General features: G+C 45.6%; 18 protein-coding genes. 6 read left to right on the forward strand and 12 right to left on the reverse strand.

The window, feature by feature from the left end; genetic code table 11:
- Positions 1–20: 20 nt before the first annotated feature.
- Entirely contained in the window at positions 21–1,217 is a 1,197-nt protein-coding gene (locus NL930_RS06260) for an NAD(P)-dependent oxidoreductase (RefSeq protein ID WP_039674833.1), read from the forward strand.
- A 51-nt stretch (positions 1,218–1,268) separates the two neighbouring features.
- Here the strand turns inward: NL930_RS06260 and NL930_RS06265 are convergent, their stop codons facing one another.
- The 6 genes from NL930_RS06265 to NL930_RS06290 all read right to left on the reverse strand — a co-directional run bounded on the left by NL930_RS06265 (position 1,269) and on the right by NL930_RS06290 (position 6,000).
- Positions 1,269–1,517, reverse strand: a complete 249-nt coding sequence (locus NL930_RS06265; RefSeq protein WP_041961761.1) for a hypothetical protein — start codon at positions 1,515–1,517, stop codon at positions 1,269–1,271.
- Between the two features lie 2 nt (positions 1,518–1,519).
- On the reverse strand, positions 1,520–2,473 hold the full coding sequence (gene lpxD / locus NL930_RS06270) for a UDP-3-O-(3-hydroxymyristoyl)glucosamine N-acyltransferase (protein ID WP_039674831.1): 954 nt from the start codon (positions 2,471–2,473) through the stop codon (positions 1,520–1,522).
- Positions 2,473–2,934, reverse strand: coding sequence for an acetolactate synthase small subunit (gene ilvN / locus NL930_RS06275; RefSeq protein ID WP_173636971.1), 462 nt, complete (start codon positions 2,932–2,934; stop codon positions 2,473–2,475). Before ilvN ends, lpxD begins: the two co-directional genes overlap by 1 nt.
- A gap of 13 nt (positions 2,935–2,947) precedes the next feature.
- Positions 2,948–4,639 (reverse strand): acetolactate synthase large subunit, encoded by a 1,692-nt coding sequence (locus NL930_RS06280; RefSeq protein WP_254376025.1) that lies wholly within the window; start codon positions 4,637–4,639, stop codon positions 2,948–2,950.
- 283 nt (positions 4,640–4,922) lie between these two features.
- Entirely contained in the window at positions 4,923–5,825 is a 903-nt protein-coding gene (locus tag NL930_RS06285; protein ID WP_254376026.1) for a phosphatase, read from the reverse strand.
- Positions 5,826–5,835: 10 nt separating this feature from the next.
- Positions 5,836–6,000 carry a hypothetical protein gene (locus NL930_RS06290; protein ID WP_254376027.1) on the reverse strand — a complete coding sequence of 55 codons (165 nt, stop codon included), beginning with the start codon at positions 5,998–6,000 and terminating at the stop codon, positions 5,836–5,838.
- 265 nt (positions 6,001–6,265) lie between these two features.
- Between NL930_RS06290 and NL930_RS06295 the strand changes: the two genes are divergently transcribed.
- The 5 genes from NL930_RS06295 to pdxA all read left to right on the forward strand — a co-directional run bounded on the left by NL930_RS06295 (position 6,266) and on the right by pdxA (position 11,218).
- Positions 6,266–7,735 carry an NAD(P)/FAD-dependent oxidoreductase gene (locus NL930_RS06295; RefSeq protein WP_254376028.1) on the forward strand — a complete coding sequence of 490 codons (1,470 nt, stop codon included), beginning with the start codon at positions 6,266–6,268 and terminating at the stop codon, positions 7,733–7,735.
- 33 nt (positions 7,736–7,768) lie between these two features.
- On the forward strand, positions 7,769–8,143 hold the full coding sequence (locus tag NL930_RS06300; protein ID WP_039674822.1) for a c-type cytochrome: 375 nt from the start codon (positions 7,769–7,771) through the stop codon (positions 8,141–8,143).
- A 55-nt stretch (positions 8,144–8,198) separates the two neighbouring features.
- Positions 8,199–9,329, forward strand: coding sequence for a cytochrome b/b6 domain-containing protein (locus tag NL930_RS06305; protein ID WP_254376029.1), 1,131 nt, complete (start codon positions 8,199–8,201; stop codon positions 9,327–9,329).
- A 174-nt stretch (positions 9,330–9,503) separates the two neighbouring features.
- Positions 9,504–10,283, forward strand: a complete 780-nt coding sequence (locus NL930_RS06310; RefSeq protein ID WP_254376030.1) for a pyridoxine 5'-phosphate synthase — start codon at positions 9,504–9,506, stop codon at positions 10,281–10,283.
- Positions 10,280–11,218 carry a 4-hydroxythreonine-4-phosphate dehydrogenase gene (gene pdxA, locus NL930_RS06315; RefSeq protein ID WP_254376031.1) on the forward strand — a complete coding sequence of 313 codons (939 nt, stop codon included), beginning with the start codon at positions 10,280–10,282 and terminating at the stop codon, positions 11,216–11,218. Before NL930_RS06310 ends, pdxA begins: the two co-directional genes overlap by 4 nt.
- Here the strand turns inward: pdxA and NL930_RS06320 are convergent.
- From NL930_RS06320 to NL930_RS06345, 6 genes are read right to left on the reverse strand one after another with little or no spacing between them, the layout of a single operon-like run.
- Positions 11,215–11,829 carry a class I SAM-dependent methyltransferase gene (locus tag NL930_RS06320; RefSeq protein WP_254376032.1) on the reverse strand — a complete coding sequence of 205 codons (615 nt, stop codon included), beginning with the start codon at positions 11,827–11,829 and terminating at the stop codon, positions 11,215–11,217. The two genes, pdxA and NL930_RS06320, sit on opposite strands and share 4 nt — an antisense overlap.
- Complete coding sequence (locus NL930_RS06325) at positions 11,804–12,520, reverse strand: energy-coupling factor ABC transporter ATP-binding protein (RefSeq protein ID WP_254376033.1); 717 nt, start codon at positions 12,518–12,520, stop codon at positions 11,804–11,806. The genes NL930_RS06320 and NL930_RS06325 overlap by 26 nt, the downstream gene beginning before the upstream one ends.
- Positions 12,517–13,191: an energy-coupling factor transporter transmembrane protein EcfT gene (locus tag NL930_RS06330; RefSeq protein ID WP_254376034.1), complete on the reverse strand. Its 675-nt coding sequence runs from the start codon at positions 13,189–13,191 to the stop codon at positions 12,517–12,519. The genes NL930_RS06325 and NL930_RS06330 overlap by 4 nt, the downstream gene beginning before the upstream one ends.
- Positions 13,164–13,586: a hypothetical protein gene (locus NL930_RS06335; RefSeq protein ID WP_041961767.1), complete on the reverse strand. Its 423-nt coding sequence runs from the start codon at positions 13,584–13,586 to the stop codon at positions 13,164–13,166. The genes NL930_RS06330 and NL930_RS06335 overlap by 28 nt, the downstream gene beginning before the upstream one ends.
- On the reverse strand, positions 13,583–14,179 hold the full coding sequence (cbiM, locus tag NL930_RS06340) for a cobalt transporter CbiM (protein WP_041961768.1): 597 nt from the start codon (positions 14,177–14,179) through the stop codon (positions 13,583–13,585). Before cbiM ends, NL930_RS06335 begins: the two co-directional genes overlap by 4 nt.
- Entirely contained in the window at positions 14,179–14,922 is a 744-nt protein-coding gene (locus NL930_RS06345) for a DUF4198 domain-containing protein (protein ID WP_254376035.1), read from the reverse strand. The genes cbiM and NL930_RS06345 overlap by 1 nt, the downstream gene beginning before the upstream one ends.
- Positions 14,923–14,985: the final 63 nt, after the last annotated feature.

A 14,985-nucleotide genomic window follows, 5' to 3' on the forward strand; every position in this document is an offset into this window, starting at 1 on the left:
ACATGTAGCAAAGGAATACGATGAACAAGTACGTCATTACGCTCGCTAAAACCTGTTTAGGATGCAAAAAACCCTCCTGTCGTACGGGCTGTCCCGTGGGAACGCCTATTCCGGAGATGATTCGTCTGTTTTTGGCGGGTGAGATTAAAGAAGCGGGAAAAATGCTGTTTGAAAACAATCCGCTCTCTGTCATCTGTTCAATGGTCTGTCCGCATGAAAAGCATTGCGAAGGGCATTGTATCTTGAATAAAAAAGGTACGGCGGTGAGCGTAGGCAGTATCGAAAATTACATTTCCGATCTGTATATGAACGACCTTCAATTTGAAAAACCTCTTAAAAACGGCACGAAAGTCGCCATTATCGGAAGCGGACCTGCGGGAATTGCGTTGGCGATACTTCTTGGTATGAAAGGCTACGAGATCACGATGTACGACGCTCACGATAAAATCGGCGGTGTTCTTCGCTACGGTATTCCCGATTTTCGTCTGAATAAAGAGATCCTCGATACGATTGAAAACAAATTGCGTCAATTGGATGTGACGATACGCCCTAATATTACGGTCGGTAAAAACATCACGATCGCCGACTTGTTTCGCGACGATTTTAAAGCGGTCTTTATCGGTACGGGTGTGTGGTCTCCGAAAAAATTGGGGATTAAAGGTGAGAGTTTGGGACATGTTCATTTTGCGATCGATTATCTCAAAAATCCTTCCGTGTACCGTCTCGGTCATAAGGTCGTTGTTTTAGGTGCAGGTAACGTAGCAATGGACGTGGCGAGAACGGCGGTGCGACACGGAGCGCGTGACGTGATTATTATGTACCGCAAAGGGATGGAAGATATTCCCGCGTCCAACCATGAAGTTGAATGTGCCAAAATCGACGGCGTTAAATTCGAGCTGTACAAACAACCCGTTGAAATCAACGAACAAGGTGTGATCTATCAAGGTACGAACGAAAGCGTTGAAGCCGGAATGTTGGAAGCGGATTCGGTTTTGATCGCCATTAGTCAAAATCCAAAAGACAATATCGTACAAACGGCAAAACAGATCGAAGTGGACGGGAAAGGTCTCGTGATTACCGATGAAAGCGGTCGAACGACGATGCAAGGCGTTTTTGCTTCCGGAGACGTGGTAACGGGTGCGCGAACGGTTGTTGAAGCAGTAGCGTTTTCAAAACGCGTTGCTGTAGCGATTGAGGAGTATGTGGCGACGCTGTAGTCGCAAACGAAAAAAAGCTATACCGTCTAGACGGTATAGCGTGAGTAATTTTTACGAACGCGGTTGCGCTTCAAAACGCGCTTTGGCGTCTTTGAGTGCATTGATCAGTTCATCGAGATTTTCATAAGGAATGTGCGCTTTCCAATCCGGATCTTCGGTATTTTTCTTTAATGAAATGCCGATACTCACGACCGGAAACGATCCGTTGCCGTAAGGCTCTTCCAAATGTGAAACGGAGATGACGCCGTTTTTCGTACCTGCTAACGGAAATTTGGTTAATATCGTATTTTTTCCACCCATAATTATGAATTCCTTTTAAAAAATTGAGCGATTTTGGCCTGTTTTTTAAGCCAATCGCTTTGAAGCATCAATGGAAATCCGCCGTAGACTTTACCGCCTTCGATGGATTTGCTCACTCCGCCTCGTGCCGCGACGGTTGCGAAATCGCCGATTTCCAAATGACCTGCGGTTGCGCTTTGTCCGCCCATGACAACGTTTCGTCCTAACTTCGTCGATCCCGCCAAGCCGGTTTGCGCGACGATGATACAAAATTGACCGATTTCGCAATTGTGTCCGATGTGCACAAGGTTATCGATTTTTGTTCCTTTTTTAATAACCGTAGAGCCGAAAACCGCACGATCGATCGTGGAATTAGCACCTATTTCGACGTTTTCTTCGATAATCAAGTTACCGTTATGGTAAATCTTGATGTGTTCGCCGGTTTTCGTATGCGCGTAACCGAAGCCGTCGCTCCCGACGACGACGCCGGCTTGAAGGATGGAGCCTGCTTTAATTACACAATCGTCGTAAACGACGACGTTAGGGTATATGACGACGTTTTGACCGACGGTGACGTTCGCTCCGATCGTTACGTTTGGCATAATACGCGCGCCCGCTTCGATGACGCTTCCACTACCGACGACGACGTTTTGCTCGATCGATGCCGCGGGATCGATACGCGGAGCAACGGAAGTCTCAAAAACTTTTTTCGCGAAGTAGCGGCTGGCGTATGCCATGCTCAAATAAGGATCGTCGCTCACGAGAGCTTCTACGTTTGAAGGTAAAGCTTCTAAATAGGCTTTGGGAAGGATGACAACGCCTGCTTGGGTGTTTTTTAAGTCGTCGAGTAGCTTGGCGTCTTTAAAAAAAGCAATATGCGAAGGCGTTGCCTCCTTGAGCGTTGCAAAAGAGGCAACATCAAAATCTCTTCCGGCGTAGTCTAATCCTAACGCTTGTGCAAGGAGGCTAATTTTCATTACAGATCCATCGCTACCGAACCGCTGCGAACGATATCGGTCGGATTATATTTTTTAACGGCTTTCAAAAAACTGTCGATTCGATTGTAATCGTCCGCAACCATTAAGACGATCGACTCTTCGCTGCTACTGGCGATCGTGCCGTTATAGGCTTTGAGCATGGCATCCAGACCGTTGAAATCTTCACTCAGAGGAATTTTGACCAATGCAAGCTCTTTTTCGACGAACTCGCCCGATTCGATGACTTTATAGGTCGGTATCAATTTATGAAGTTGTTTGACGATTTGCTCCAAAACGGCGGTACTGCCTGAGGTAACAATCGTCAAGCGCGACAAATTCGTTTTCGGAATAGGCGCTACCGTTAAAGAGTCGATGTTGTATCCGCGACCGGCAAATAAGCCTGAAATACGAGATAGTACGCCGTCTTCGTTGAGGACGATAACCGATAATACTCTTCTAATCGCATCCATGGGCTTACTCCTTATACTCTAACATCATATTGTAAAGCGTTCCGCCTGCCGGAACCATCGGTAAAACGTTTTCAAAGCGGTCGACTTGAACGTCGATCATACAAACACAACCGCTTTGCATCGCATCGCTTAAGGCTTGATCGAATTCCGCTTTGGTTTTGACTCTAAATCCGCGTCCGCCGAAACTCTCAACCAATTTAACAAAATCGGGTTGTACCGAAAGATCGGTTGAAGAGTAGCGTTTGTTATAGAAAAAAGTTTGCCATTGGCGAACCATTCCTAAAAATTGATTGTTCAAAATAATGTTGATAACGGCAATTTTATTTTCGACCGCGGTCATAAGCTCTTGAATATTCATCAAAATTGAGCCGTCTCCCGTGAAGTTAATGACCGTTTTGTTCGGTAATGCGACTTTAGCACCCATCGCCGCGGGCAAACCGTACCCCATCGTTCCTAAACCGCCGCTGCTAAGCCATTGTCTTGGATAGCTAAACGGGTAAAATTGCGCCGCCCACATTTGGTGTTGACCGACGTCGGTACAGATGACGGCTTTATCGCCGAGAAGTTCCCCTACGCGTTCAATCGCCCATTGCGGTTTAATGACGTCGTTGCTGTCTTCGTATCGGAGCGGATGAATTTCGTTGTAGCGTTTTAACAGTTCACGCCACGGTTTGTATTTATCGGCTTGTATTTGCTCTTTTGCCAGCGGGATCATCGCTTCGACGACGTTTTTAAGGTCTCCGACGATCGGATAATCGATCGGAACGATTTTCCCGATGCTGCTTGGGTCGATATCGACGTGAATGATTTTGGCATGTTTGGCAAATTCACTGAGTTTTCCAGTAACCCTATCGTCAAAACGAGGGCCAAAAGCGATCATCAAATCGGCTTCGCTCATCGCCATATTGGCGCAATAGCAACCGTGCATACCCAGCATTCCGAGTAATAAAGGATTTTCATCGCCCATAACGCCGCGTGCCATCAACGTTTCGACGGCGGGAATGCCGCAAATGTGTGCAAATTCGCGTACTTCGTTTGCCGCGTTGGAATTAATCGCACCGCCGCCGATGTATAAAACGGGACGCTTCGCCGCCGCAATCGCTTCGATCGCCTTTTTAATTTGACGAGGATTGCCTTTGTACGTCGGTTTGTAAGTTTGCATTTTAATTTCGCTAGGGTAGCTAAAATGTGCAATCTGTGCGGTCACGTCTTTGGGAATATCGACATGTACGGGACCGGGTCTGCCGCTTCGCGCGATATAAAACGCCTCTTTTAAAATACGCGACAAATCTTTGGCGTCTTTGACCAAATAGTTGTGTTTGACGCACGGGCGGCTGATACCGACCGCATCGATTTCTTGAAACGCGTCCGTACCGATCATACTAATGGGAACTTGTCCGCTAATGACGACCAGAGGAATCGAGTCCATATAAGCCGTTGCAAGACCCGTCACCGCGTTGGTAAAGCCAGGTCCGCTGGTCACAAACGCAACACCGACCTCGCCCGTTGCCCTTGCATAACCGTCTGCGGCATGAATCGCCGCTTGTTCGTGTCTCGTTAAAATATGTTTAAAATGGTTTTGTTTATAGACTTCATCGTAAACATTCATAATCGCACCGCCGGGATAGCCAAAGACGACGCTGACGTTCTCCTTCCGTAGTGCTTCTATAACCATCTGGGAACCGCTTAACTCCATGACCTCTCCTTTCATATTTTTTTTGGTTGCGACTTCGCGCTAAAATTCGCTTTTTGCAAAGCAAATTATTTTTACATGTCGGGGCAAAAGCCTCAACGCCGAGGTTGTACCGAGCGTCAAAGTTTGTTTCGTAACGAAGTCAAATTTTCCGCATACCGCTGTTTTTACATCTTCACGTAAAGCCCGAACACCTCTGTTGTATCGAGTGTTAAAGCTCGGTAAAAAAAGTGGGTTATTATAGCAAATAAAGATTAAAAGAGGCTATTTTCGGTACTTTGAATCATTAAATGGAAGAGGTGTTACAATTTGCTATAGCCACGCCTTCTCGAAGGCTATCGTCGATAACGATGCAGGTCGCAAACCCTAGTTTTTGCATAATGGTTTTAACGAGTAAAATTCCGGCGATCATGGAGTCACGGCGATTGGTTCCCGTAAAGCGCGTCGCTTCTTCGATAGGCATACGGCTTAAACGTACGAAAGCCTCTTCAAAATCGTTGACATGTAAAGACGTGCCGTTAATCGCGTTCGCATCGTAATGGGCATAATCCATACCTTGTTTGAAAGCGGCAACGGTCGTAGGCGTTCCGGCGGTCGCGATCAATTGACGGTAACGCGATACGACGGGTTGATGTTGCTCGACGAAAGGTTCGATGACCGATACGATGCGATCAATTTGCGATGCGTCGATTGAGACATAGCGTTCGGTGGTCGTGACGATACCGAACGGAAAGCTTCGACTCTCTTTGCTCGTCGTGTTACAAAAAGTAATTTCCGTCGACCCGCCGCCTAGATCGAATAAAACATAACAAGACGCGTCGAATCCTTCTCGCGTTAAGGCGTGTTCAACCGCTAAAGAGGTCAATGCCGCCTCTTTTTCGCCTGAAATAATTTCAAAGCAAATCCCAAACGTTGTTTCGATACGACTAAGAATTTCACGCGCATTGGATGCCATACGCATCGCTTGCGTCGTTACCGCAAAGCAAGGTTCGTTTCGGAAGTCAAAATGTAACGAAGCTTCATGCAGTGCCGCAAAAAGGCGTTCTTGCGACTCTGGAGCAATCGCACGGTTGACATGTAAGTCTTTTGCCGTACGTACGATGCGTTCAAAGCATGCCGTTCTTCGGCGTGTTTGACAATCAAAACGTGCGATACGAAGCGTGTTTGAGCCTAAATCACATGCAATCATACGGCAAGAACTAACGTTTTTGAAAACCGAAAAGTTTCATTACAAGGGCAATAGCAAGACGAAGCACGCCGATCAATACATATGCAATGAAGGTATATAACAGCGGATGGTAGGGCATATCGTGCGCCATCAGACGAGAAAAATGCTCTAAAGGATGTGAAACCCACTGATTCATATGCATGCCTAAGGATAAGACGAAAAATATCACGACAAAAATGAAGAACTCTTTTTTCACGATGCCTCACTACGGGAGCTAAAATTTTTACAGATTGTAAGCAAAAAAGACTTAATAGAAGATTTAGAATAACGTTACATTATCGCTACAATCTTAGAAGATTATAAATAACTAAAATAATCAACTATAATATTACTAGCCAAGGAAAACTTTATATTGTTGGCAGTAGAATGGGGAGACATACAACAAAAAGGATGGTTAAATTATGAAGTCTGACAAAATCATCGAAGAGATTCTAGGTGAGATTGAAAAACACGAAGGTGTCCTTTCCCGTCGTGACGCTATGAAGCTATTGGCGGCGTCTCCTATTGCCGCAGGCGTTTTAGCAGGTACGACAACGACAACCGAAGCGTATGCTTCTTCCGATGCAAAGGGAAAAATCGTGATCGTCGGAGGCGGTCTTGCCGGTGTTGCTACGGCGGCAAAATTGACGAATAAACTGTCCAATCCCGACATTACGATTATCGAGCCTAATCCGCATTCGGTTTCGTATCAACCGGGGCAAACATTGGTAGCAGCCGGCGTATGGCAAAAAAGCGATATTACGTATGATACCGCCAATTTCATTCCCAAAGGCACAAAATGGATTAAAGAGATGGTCGTCTCTTTCGATCCGGCAAATAACAAAGTCAAAACGCAAAGCGGTATGGAAGTGACGTACGACTATTTGGTCGTGGCAACGGGTTTGGTGCTTGACTTTGCTTCGATTAAAGGCTTGGAGGGCGAAATTATGTCTTCGGGCGACAATGAAATCGTTCGTAAGAAGGTGGGCAAAAACGGTGTCTACTCTATCTATTTTGCCGACGGTGCGGTCGATACGTATAAAGGCATTCAAGAATTGATCGCCAAAGCCAAAGCACATACGGGAAGCGAAAAGCTACAAGCACTTTTTACCGATCCCGCTACGGCGATTAAGTGCGGCGGTGCTCCTAAAAAGATTATGTATATTATCCACGATCTTTTAACCAAAGCCGGCGTACGCGATAAAGTTGAACTTACGTTTTGTCCGAGCGGCGATAAGATGTTCGGCGTGCCTGAATACAACGATGCTATTTTTGAACAATTTAAAAAACGCGGCTTTAAGTGGGAATTTAAAACCAATCTCGTCGCTATCGATACCGAGAAAAAAGTAGCGACGTTTGAATACAAATGGTTGGAAAAGGGCGAATACGACGAGGATTTGAAAGAGTATACGATGATTCCGATGTCTAAAAATATCGAGAAAAAATATGACTTTATCCACATTACGCCGCCTCAAAAAGCACCCGATCTTGTCGGTAAATCTCCGATCGGCTCTTCCAAAGGCTGGGTTCCCGTCGTTAAAGAGACTTTGCAACATGTAACCTATAAGAACGTTTTTGCTATCGGAGACGTTGCCGCTCTTCCCATGGCAAAAACCGGAGGAAGCGCGCGTAAAGAGTACGCGGTTTTGGTCGACAACTTGATTGCCGTTATGGAGAAAAAAGAGAAATTGCCGGCCGCATACGACGGTTATACCGTATGCCCGTTGATTACGAGCCTCGGTACGGTTATGCTTGCCGAATTTAACTGGACGGCAAAACCTACGCCTTCTTTCCCTCTCGATCCGACGCAAGAGCGATGGATTTGGTGGTTGTTGAAAGTGTATGCCCTTAAACCGATGACGATTTACGGCATGCTATCCGGTAGAGCTTAAAATAACGAACGAATAGAAAAAGGAATAAAACAGATGAAACAATTGACTTTACTATGTATGACGGTAGCAAGTTTGGCTTTGTTAAGCGGTTGCGGGGATAAACCAAAATCGGATGCGGCAAAGTATAAGTATTCCGCGGCGGAAGTTTATAAAGAGACGTGTTTACATTGCCACGGCAATAAGGGCGAAGGCAATCCAGAGAAAAAAGCTCCTGCGATTAACAAACAAAGCATCCAAGAGCTTGAGATGTCACTTTTTGACATCAAAAACGGCGGTTTAGGACAATCTACGGCAAGCGAGCACGAAGTGATGGAACATAATATGAAAAAATTAGCCGAAAAAGGTTATGATTACGACATTAAAGTGATGGCAAGTTACATTTTCAACACGTTTAATATCAGCAAGTAATTATCAACGGTACTTCTCGGCGACATGTGAGCCGAGAAGTCTCTGAAAGCGAAGAATGAACAAGCGACAAAATGAAGTTTTCGTATGGCCTTTGTGTACGCGCATTATTCATTGGATGATCGCACTCTCCTTTATCACCTCTTTTATCACGGCTTTTTTTCACTCGCTTTTTAAATGGCATTTAGCCTTCGGTTGGATTTTCGGAATTGTTTTGATTTATCGGCTCGTTTGGGGCATCGTCGGTCCAAATTATGCGACGTTCAAAACGTTTAAACTCTCTTTTGCGGAACTGCGATACTATTTTGTCGAAAAGGTCCAAAACCGGTGGCGCAAGATTCACGCCGGGCATAATGCCGCTTCCAGTTGGTTTACGATTATCGTGCTGTGCTTCGGTTTGGAAATCGTTCTAAGCGGGCTTTTACTGCAAGGAACGCAAGAAGCAAGCGGTCCGTTTTGCTTTTTAAACAACGATTTTTTTAAGGCATCGACGTTCCTGTTTTACGTGCATGAATACGGAGCGTATATTCTCGTTGCATGGGCGTTCATTCATATTTCAGGCGTTCTCGTGGAACAGTTTTACCATAAAACGAATATGGCGTTTGCAATGGTAACGGGCTATAAAAGAGCCGAGGGTGAAGATACCGTCGTCTCAATTTGGCACCATCTGTTTGCGTACAGCGTGATTGCGATTTCGATCGGTATGCTTTATACGATCGTTTACGACGAAAAGAGTTATTTGACGCATGAACGTTTTGCGAAAATCGACTATGCCGCCGAAAACGAGGCTTATGCGCAAAAATGCGGAAAATGCCACAAACCTTACCCTCCTTTTATGCTTCCAAGTGCTTCGTGGACGCTTTTAATGGACGGCTTATCGAACCATTTCGGCGAAGCGATTAGCGATCGCAATATTACCCAAAGCGAGCAAGAGAGCATTCGTGCGTATCTTGCAAGCCGTAGTGCCGAAACGTCCTCTCGCAAGTTGGCGTTTAAAACGCTGGACTCTTTGGGGACGATGCACCCGATTTCAATGAGTAAAGTTCCCTACTGGCGCGCGGCACACGAGGACATCGACCGTAGCGTGTACAAACGTCCTTCGATCAAAGAGGCTTCCAACTGTTTCGCCTGTCACGAAGGATTTGAGTTCGGTATTTTGGACAATACGCATATTCATATTCCCCAATAGCGACCGTTTCGTAACGTCGCAATTTTTTTGAAACCCTATTTTGGTTATAATACAAAACGTTCCTAGCAACTGTCTGACGCGTCGTTGATGCAAGATTTTTACATGTAAGATGATGTAGCGTATTTTGTACCTGACGCGTAGGCTCGTTTTGAAACTAAAAACAAAGGATGCAGAATGCTTTTGGGTGTGAATATCGACCATATCGCCGTATTAAGGGAAGCGCGCAAGATCAACGATCCCGATCCTTTGGACGCGCTCTTTTTCGTTAAACGCTCCGGAGCCGATCAGATCACGATTCATCTTCGCGAAGATCGACGCCATATGAACGACGAAGATGCGCAAAAAATCATTTCACAATCGCAACTTCCCGTGAATTTAGAGTGTTCGATGAATGCTGAAATTCTTGAAAAAGTGTTAGCTTTCTTGCCGCATCGAGCGACCTTGGTTCCCGAAAAACGCGAAGAAGTCACGACGGAAGGCGGCTTAGACGTTCTTGCGCATTTCGATGCTCTCAATCAGGCGATAAAGCGTTTGCATCAAGCGCAGATCGAAGTATCGCTTTTTATCGATCCTTCGGTGGAGATGATCGAAGCGGCGCACCGTTTAGGCGTTGAATGGGTTGAACTGCATACGGGTTTGTACGCCAATATTTATGCGATGTTGTATGCCAATTTGGCGCGAACGCCTCATTCGATTGCTACGTTGCAACTGGATCGAAAAACCTTACATGTCAAGTTGGAAGCATCTTTGAGGGAGCTTGAAAATGCCGCCAATGTAGCACGTCGATTGGGAATGAAAGTCGCCGCAGGGCACGGTCTTAATTATCAAAACGTCAAGCCAATCGTCGCTATGGCTGCGATCGAAGAACTCAATATCGGACAGAGTATTATCGCGCGTTCCGTTTTTGTCGGCTTAGAATGCGCGATTAAAGAGATGTTAGGATTGGTACGATGAAAAAACTTGCCATCAGCATCGGCGATCTCAACGGCGTCGGTTTGGAAATTGCGCTCAGAGCGCACCGAGAAATTACGAAAGTCTGTAAGCCGATTTATTGCATTAACGAAAACATGTTAGCATGGGGAAGTGCACTTTTGGGACTCGACGTACCCGAAGATTTCGAAATTCGCGATTGCGGAAAAGTTTTTGAAATTACTCCGGGCATTTGTTGTGCCGATGCCGGAGAGAGTTCCTACGATTCGTTTATCACGGCGGTGGCATTAGCTAAAAGTAACGAAGTCGATGCGATCGTGACGCTGCCGATCAATAAAGAGGCATGGGAAAAAGCGGGTTTGGAATATAAAGGTCATACCGATGCTCTTAGCGATTTACTCGGATGCGAAGCGATCATGATGCTCGGATGCGAAGCGATGTTCGTCATTTTGTACACGCATCATATTCCGCTTCGCGATGTGCCGCACGAGATCAAAACGAAAAAGCTTAAACCGTTTTTACTCAAAATATATGAAGAACTCGGATGTGAACGTATTGCGGTTTTAGGGTTAAATCCGCATGCGGGAGATCACGGCGTTATCGGCGACGAAGATAGCGAAATCGAAAAAGCGATTCAAAAAGCCAACCATTTTTTAGAGCGTGAAGTTTTCTTCGGTCCCATGGTTCCCGATACCGCTTTTTCAACCGCCAATCGTGAAAAATTTAAGTATTTCGTTTGCATGTACCACGATCAAGGCTTGATTCCTCTCAAAACGCTCTATTTTGAAGAGAGTATCAACGTGAGCCTCAATGCGGGCATTATACGAACGTCGGTTGATCACGGAACCGCTTTTGATATTGCCTATAAAAACGCTCAAGAACTTTCAACGCTCAGTTACGTCAATGCCGTTCACGAAGCGTTGAAACTGACCAGTTCCAAAGTCTTATTGACCTTTTAAGCTTTTGCGGCAAAACAGAGGATGATTTCATACGTTTTGCCGTTTTTGCTCACGGTGTGCGCTTGGACGAAACTCGGTTTTTCAAAGCCGTTTTCGGTGAAAAAACGTACCCACTCTTCCCTTGAAAATCCGAAATGGTATACGCCCGTGTTGTCCGAGTGAAAACTTCCGTCCTCTTTGTCCAAGTCGGCAATCGCTAAGAGCCCTTTGTTTGAGAGGATACGGGAAAATTTTCGAATAAGGCGCGAAGGCTCTTCGATATGGTGAAACGCCATGGCACTTACGATACGATCGAATTGCCAAGTACCGAAATTTGCATCCGCGTCCAACGCTAAGGTTTCAACGTGAGACAATCCGCTTTCATCGGCTTTACGTTGAAATTGTTCCAACATCGCGCTTGAAAGATCTGCACCGACGAGTTTGCCGACAAAAGGAGCGATATTGAGTCCCACAAGTCCGGTGCCGCAGCCAAAGTCTAAAACACAGTCGTCTTTTGAAAACGAAACGGATTCTAAGATCGCATCGGTAATATTTTTAGCAAGGCTTAAACGCATATCGTTTTGATCCCATTGTTGCGCTACGGCATCAAAGCGTTGTTTCGTGTCCGTCATAAGTTCTCCATATATAAGATTTTTGCGGGTTTGAGGCGTTAAACGTACCGCGTAGACCCTGCGGCGTCATCGTGTAGATTGTATCGACGATGGATTCGAGGAACTCTCTGTGATGCGAAACGATGATGATGCTTTTATCGATTTTGCGTAAAATCGCAACGAGCTTTTGTTGCATGGCATCGTCCAACCCGTTGGTCGGTTCGTCTAAAAGCATAAGTTTTGGTTCGGCGATTAAGACGCCGGCAAGGGCTACTAATTTTTTTTCGCCTCCGGAGAGATGATAGACCACTTTCTTCGCCAAATGCGAAATGCCTAAATCCTGAAGCATCATGGCGGTTTTGAGTGCGGCTTCTTCCTTGGATATGCCTTGGGCAAGGAGGCTAAACGCGACATCATCCTCGACGATAGGCGCTAAAAACTGATTGTCGGAGTCTTGAAAAAGATAGCCGATCATCGTGCGCACGGTTTTAAAATCGTCCAAAGAGCGCATCGGTCGGTGAAACAGTTCCAAAAGACCGCTTTGCGGCAAAGACAATCCGGCGATCATCTCCAAAAGCGTCGTTTTACCGCAACCGTTAGGTCCGATAATCGCAATTTTCTCTTTATGCGAAAGGTTTAACGTGATGCCGTTATAGAGCGTCACGCCGTTACGTGCGGCGGAAATATTTTTCATCGTTAGCGAACAACTCATAGCAGATACCCTTGATGCCAAAAAAGTGAGATAAGCGTCAATAATGTTGCAATCGCGTCGTTGGAGCTCAAGCTTTGGCGGCGGCTTAAGGTGTAAATTTCACCTTGAAATCCTCGAAGCAGCATTGCTTTTTGCAAAGCGACCGATCGTTCTAAAGCCTTGATTACCAGCGTGCCGATAAATCCCGCCAACGTTTTATACGATAAAAGATCGGTTTTGGGCGTAAAACCGCGAATGCGTAACGTATTTTTAAAGAGTACGAGTTCATGGCGAATCAGAAAAATCGATTTACTCGTAAAGAAAAAGAGCGTCGTTATTTTATGCGGTAAAGCGAGGCGTTGCATCGCAATCGCGATCGTAAATTCGTTACAGCCGTGAAAGAGCAGTAAAATACAAAGTAGCATCAAGTTGGAACGAAGGAGCATCAATCCCGCAAGGTGCTCTTGGTGTTGCCAATAAAGCGTGAGTGCAATGAAAACGATCAGCGTATTGAGCATGACAAGACGCTTGAAAATAATCAGCAAAAAGCGTCGTTTGAGCCATGCCAAAAAAAATAAGATCAGCGACATCGAAAGGTACATGTGCGTTTGAAGTGCGATCGTGCAACTGTATACGAGGGCTAAAAGCAAGGCGACGCAAGGCGTTATCGGCGGGTGGGACGTTTGATCCAAAAGAGTGCTCCAAAGAAAAAGACAATTATAGCCAATCCTAAGGCGACTTTACTCAAAGGCGTATCGGCAGGCAAGGTTTTGAGCTCTTCTTTTGTGTGGGATTTTGCTTCGTAGTCCAACGTCGCTTGATGCCCCATACCGCCCTCAACGGTAATTTTGAAATGCGGCGCAGGCAACTTGATGGAGGCTTTTCCTTCGTCGTCGGTTTGAACGCGTGCCAATTCTTTGTCTTGAAAATCTTGAAGCAGGATCGTGCATTGTTTACACGGAGCGGATTTGGTAAAGTAGCTTTGAACGTATAAACTCCCCTCTTCGTCGTAAGCGAAAAGATTGATTTTATGTGCGTACAAAGTCGAGATACTTAAAAAAGCGATGATTATAAAACGAACTATCATACGACCTCCAACCATGCGGGTGCGACTTTTTCGATAAAACGAAGTGCAAAAAGCGTGATGACGCCTTCGATGAACATCACGGGTAGGTGTGCTAAAAACGCCAATTGTGCGGCACTGACGAACGCTTCGCCGTTTAAGGCTAAGGTAAGCGAGAGCAAGAACGCCGATAAACCTAAGGGAACAAAGCCGATGCAAAACCATAAGGCGGTTTTTTTCCATAGCGTATGCGGGTGTAAGCGAAAGAGAAAATACCCCGCAAGCGTCGGAAACGCAAGATTGAACACGTTAACGCCGAGCGTCGTGAGTCCGCCGTAGCCGAATAAAATACCTTGTAAGAAGAGCGCGACGAAAATTGCCACAAAAGCGCGCGGACCTAACAGTGCGCCGACGATACCGCCTAAAACCAAGTGAACCGACGTCGGACCTAAGGGAATATGAATAAACGACGCTAAGAAAAAGAGTGCGGATAAAACGGCGGTTTTAGGAATCTCTTCGTTTTTAAGTGTTTTAAACGCGTAAAAAACCAGTGCCGTCGAAAGAACGGCACCTCCGATCAGAATTTCGGGGCGTAATACCCCTTCGCTAATATGCATTAGTGAATCTTTTCGGTTTTAAGCCACAAAACGGCACCCAGTTCTACCGGATAGCTTTTACCCTCGTGTTTGATTTTTTCGTCGTCGTCGATTAAAGCGGCAAATCCCCACCAGCCATCAAGCGGTAAAGCCACATGAAAAACACCGTTATTATCGGCTTTGACGACTTGTGTTACGTACATGTCGTTGGGAGCTTTAAGCCCTTGTGTGTTGTAGTATTCGATTTCGATTTCGGCATTGGGGACGGGTTTACCTTTATAGAGCACTTTGCCGCTAAAAAGATTTCCGGCATAAAGCGAGTAAGGGCGTGAAAGCGGAATGATTTCGGCTTTGAGTCCGATGGGTTTATCCCAACCTTCGCCTGAATTAAACGCATCGACGATTGTTTTCGTTTGATGGCGAATAAACTTGTCTTCCGCAGGTTCGAAGTACGGCATCGGATCGACGTAAAATTGGTATACGCCGGGTTCTTTGATCGTATATTCGCTTTTCCACGTCGTCATTTTATTTTTTTCGACCGATTGGAGATTGCTTAGAAGCGATGTTTTTTTACCTTCAAAGAAGACGCCTGCTTCCTTAGGTTTTTGCATGTTCATCGATTGTTGTTCAAACGGGTGCGTAAACTCGTATTGAATCGAAACTTTCGGATTTTTTTGTTCGACGACCGACTGATCGGTCATAACCGTTTGAAAGTGAGCCAAAAGCGACGTTGCGCAAACCAGTGATGCCAATAATATTTTCATACGAATACTCCTCATAAATAATACTTGAATTAATTTGATATTATTGTCGCATTTATGACGTAA

The sequence above is a fragment of the Sulfurospirillum sp. hDNRA2 genome (assembly GCF_024206095.2).
In the GTDB taxonomy this organism is placed as follows: Bacteria; Campylobacterota; Campylobacteria; order Campylobacterales; family Sulfurospirillaceae; genus Sulfurospirillum.

What these genes read in the sequence shown, in the direction of transcription:
- NL930_RS06260 (WP_039674833.1), top strand. Translation starts at nt 21, where the DNA reads ATGAACAAGTACGTCATTACGCTCGCTAAAACCTGTTTAGGATGCAAA.
- NL930_RS06265 (WP_041961761.1), bottom strand. Translation starts at nt 1,517, where the DNA reads ATGGGTGGAAAAAATACGATATTAACCAAATTTCCGTTAGCAGGTACG.
- lpxD (WP_039674831.1), bottom strand. Translation starts at nt 2,473, where the DNA reads ATGAAAATTAGCCTCCTTGCACAAGCGTTAGGATTAGACTACGCCGGA.
- NL930_RS06280 (WP_254376025.1), bottom strand. Translation starts at nt 4,639, where the DNA reads ATGGAGTTAAGCGGTTCCCAGATGGTTATAGAAGCACTACGGAAGGAG.
- NL930_RS06285 (WP_254376026.1), bottom strand. Translation starts at nt 5,825, where the DNA reads ATGATTGCATGTGATTTAGGCTCAAACACGCTTCGTATCGCACGTTTT.
- NL930_RS06290 (WP_254376027.1), bottom strand. Translation starts at nt 6,000, where the DNA reads ATGAATCAGTGGGTTTCACATCCTTTAGAGCATTTTTCTCGTCTGATG.
- NL930_RS06295 (WP_254376028.1), top strand. Translation starts at nt 6,266, where the DNA reads ATGAAGTCTGACAAAATCATCGAAGAGATTCTAGGTGAGATTGAAAAA.
- NL930_RS06300 (WP_039674822.1), top strand. Translation starts at nt 7,769, where the DNA reads ATGAAACAATTGACTTTACTATGTATGACGGTAGCAAGTTTGGCTTTG.
- NL930_RS06305 (WP_254376029.1), top strand. Translation starts at nt 8,199, where the DNA reads ATGAACAAGCGACAAAATGAAGTTTTCGTATGGCCTTTGTGTACGCGC.
- NL930_RS06310 (WP_254376030.1), top strand. Translation starts at nt 9,504, where the DNA reads ATGCTTTTGGGTGTGAATATCGACCATATCGCCGTATTAAGGGAAGCG.
- pdxA (WP_254376031.1), top strand. Translation starts at nt 10,280, where the DNA reads ATGAAAAAACTTGCCATCAGCATCGGCGATCTCAACGGCGTCGGTTTG.
- NL930_RS06320 (WP_254376032.1), bottom strand. Translation starts at nt 11,829, where the DNA reads ATGACGGACACGAAACAACGCTTTGATGCCGTAGCGCAACAATGGGAT.
- NL930_RS06325 (WP_254376033.1), bottom strand. Translation starts at nt 12,520, where the DNA reads ATGAGTTGTTCGCTAACGATGAAAAATATTTCCGCCGCACGTAACGGC.
- NL930_RS06335 (WP_041961767.1), bottom strand. Translation starts at nt 13,586, where the DNA reads ATGATAGTTCGTTTTATAATCATCGCTTTTTTAAGTATCTCGACTTTG.
- cbiM (WP_041961768.1), bottom strand. Translation starts at nt 14,179, where the DNA reads ATGCATATTAGCGAAGGGGTATTACGCCCCGAAATTCTGATCGGAGGT.
- NL930_RS06345 (WP_254376035.1), bottom strand. Translation starts at nt 14,922, where the DNA reads ATGAAAATATTATTGGCATCACTGGTTTGCGCAACGTCGCTTTTGGCT.